Genomic DNA, 2,835 nt, shown 5'->3' with positions numbered 1-2,835 from the left:
CCGATCGAAGGGGGGGACAAGAAGCATTCAAAGTCCCCCTTCGATCGGGGGATTTAGGGGGATCGGGTCTCGACTACAAGCGACATTTATTCCAGTTAAATCTGGGTATTACCAATTTCCAATAATCACGGATAGAAAGCCAATTGAGGTAAACCCAAAGTTTCTTCCCAACCCATCATCAAGTTCATGCACTGAATGCCTTGACCGGCTTGACCTTTAATTAAATTGTCGATCGCCGACATCACAATTACCCGATCGGTACGCGGATCTACTTCCACGCCTATGTAACAAAGATTCGTGCCGCAAGCCCATTTAGATTGCGGATAAACCCCAGCAGGCAACACTTTTACCAAAGGAGAATTGCGGTAAAAAGCGGTGAAAATTGTAATTAAATCTTCTCGCACTAATCCCGGATCGCGCAAAGAAGCGTAAACAGTTGCCAGAATTCCCCGCACCATCGGCATCAGGTGGGGAGTAAATTGAACTTTGATATCTTGTCCCGCTAAATCGCTGCAAACTTGCTCAATTTCTGGGGTGTGGCGGTGGCGGCCAACGCCGTAAGCGCCTATGGAATTGTCAGCTTCTGCCAACAACAGATTAACTTCGGCTTTGCGGCCCCCTCCCGAAGATCCTGATTTGGCGTCGATAATTGCTGTTTCTGGCACGATCAGACCTTGTTTGAGTAAAGGCGCCAGGGCTAATAAACTAGCTGTGACGTAACAACCGGCACAGCCTACTAATTGAGCATTTTTAATGCGATCGCGATACAATTCTGGCAAACCGTAAACAGCCGTTGCAGCTAAGGCAGAGTCCGATCGCTCGCCACCGTACCAAGCTTTGTAAGTGTCCAGATTTTCAAATCTGTAGTCAGCCGACAAATCCAAGACTTTGCAGCCGCCTTCAATCAGCGTCGGTGCCATTTGGCAAGCTAAACCGTTCGGCAGCGACAGAAACACAACTTCACATTTTGCCGCTATTTTATCTAGGTCGATCGCCTCTACAGTCAAATCAATGCAGTTAGTCAGATGCGGATAAAGGCTGGAAAAAGGTTTTCCCGCACTGCTATCCCCGCCTACATACACTACTTCTGCCGCTGGGTGATCCGCCAGCAGGCGCACCAGTTGTACGCCGCCATAACCTGAAGCGCCAACTATGCCTACAGGCACAGGTCTAACATCTCCCATTTTCCTTTATCCCCTCAGCCTTTGAAGTCAAAAACGCTTGAACTTTTGCTGCATTGTAGTACCAAACGCCAACTTTGGTGGCAAATAATTGTGTTGTTTTGTTATTGACGTGGGTTTTTGTGAATTTTCCGGTGTTTGACCCCGCCGAAAAACGAATACAAAGCCCCTCAGGGCTGTGGTGGAGAGGCCCAAATTTCCGACTCCTGCAATCTTCCAGATTCACGGCGCTGCAAGTCAATCTCAAATCTAAAATCTCCAATCTAAAAACGGATGTGCGATCGCCAAAACCCTAAAATTAAGCAACGGATGTGCGATCGTGCTATAAAATCTTACATAAATCTATCCAGAAACCGGGGATTAATATTTTTACCTGTTTCCTCGAACCTCAAAGCTCAACATCCATCCGTTAAATCCATTACACTCATCGGTTGCCGAACTTCACATGGGAATAGTTGTAGAAGACGTATCAAAACAGTTTGGCAGTTTTCAAGCACTCGATCGAGTCAGCTTGAAAATTGAATCAGGTTCTCTAGTCGCACTGCTGGGGCCGTCTGGTTCGGGCAAGTCTACACTGCTGCGACTGATTGCAGGTTTAGAAATGCCCGACTCCGGCAAAATCTGGCTGACAGGCCAAGATGCCACCAATACTAGCGTCCAAGACCGCAATATTGGATTTGTGTTTCAGCATTACGCGCTATTCAAGCACATGACAGTGCGAAAAAATATCGCTTTCGGTATGGAAATTCAGAAAACAGCGCCCGCAAAAGTCAAATCGCGCGTCGAAGAATTGTTAAATTTAGTGCAATTGGGAGGATTGGGCGACAGATACCCGTCGCAACTTTCAGGAGGCCAGCGCCAGCGGGTAGCCCTCGCGCGAGCCCTGGCTGTGGAACCAAAAGTTTTGCTGCTAGACGAACCTTTTGGAGCTCTCGATGCCAAAGTCCGCAAAGATTTACGCGCTTGGTTGCGCAGGCTCCACGACGAAGTGCACGTTACCACAGTCTTTGTGACGCACGATCAAGAAGAAGCGATGGAAGTTGCCGATCGAATTACAGTAATGAATAAAGGTAAAATCGAACAAGTAGGCACACCCGCAGAAATTTACGACCATCCAGCTAGTGCATTTGTCATGAGTTTTATCGGGCCCGTCAACGTGTTACCCAGCAGTTCGAGAATGTTTCAAGACAACGGCTTTGACTCAGCCAACCCAGAGATTTTCTTGCGCCCTCATGACGTAGTAATTGAAACAACAGAAAATAGTGCAACAGTCCCTGCTAGAATCAGCCGCTTAATTCATTTGGGATGGGAAATTCAGGTAGAATTAACGCTAGATGACGGTCAAGTTGTCAACGCTAATTTGACCAGAGAAAAATTTGACCAATTGCAGTTACAACCGCAGCAAAGAGTCTTCGTCAAGCCGAAAGATGCCAAGTCATTTCCACTTTTTTATTCGATCTGATCTCATATCCTCTAATAACAACACCATAAAATTGGCTGGTAGTAAGGACTTTAATCCTAGTCATGGATTCCGCTAAAGCTCTCACTACAAACGTTCTATTTGTAGTAAGGAATTAAAGTCAAGCGTCAATCGATTTGAGATTTGAGATTTGAGATTTTAGATTGAAGCATTGACCCCACGGATGAATCCGGG

2 protein-coding genes are annotated in these 2,835 nt (G+C 46.5%); one reads left to right on the top strand and one right to left on the bottom strand.

Annotated features, from left to right (window positions below; all coding sequences use genetic code 11):
* Positions 1 to 125: 125 nt before the first annotated feature.
* Positions 126 to 1,184, bottom strand: a complete 1,059-nt coding sequence (gene argC / locus QT974_RS33155; RefSeq protein ID WP_333472608.1) for an N-acetyl-gamma-glutamyl-phosphate reductase — start codon at positions 1,182 to 1,184, stop codon at positions 126 to 128.
* Positions 1,185 to 1,626: 442 nt separating this feature from the next.
* Between argC and QT974_RS33150 the strand changes: the two genes are divergently transcribed.
* Positions 1,627 to 2,643: a sulfate/molybdate ABC transporter ATP-binding protein gene (locus QT974_RS33150; RefSeq protein WP_333472607.1), complete on the top strand. Its 1,017-nt coding sequence runs from the start codon at positions 1,627 to 1,629 to the stop codon at positions 2,641 to 2,643.
* The last annotated feature ends 192 nt before the right edge of the window (positions 2,644 to 2,835 follow it).

It is taken from the genome of Microcoleus sp. BM001215392 (assembly GCF_036700185.1).
Taxonomy (GTDB): domain Bacteria; phylum Cyanobacteriota; class Cyanobacteriia; order Cyanobacteriales; family Microcoleaceae; genus Microcoleus.
The sequence above is the reverse complement of the archived record's forward strand: the minus strand, read 5'-3'. Positions and strand labels throughout refer to the sequence as shown.

Coding starts and splice junctions, on each gene's coding strand:
- argC (WP_333472608.1), bottom strand. CDS start 1,184: ATGGGAGATGTTAGACCTGTGCCTGTAGGCATAGTTGGCGCTTCAGGT.
- QT974_RS33150 (WP_333472607.1), top strand. CDS start 1,627: ATGGGAATAGTTGTAGAAGACGTATCAAAACAGTTTGGCAGTTTTCAA.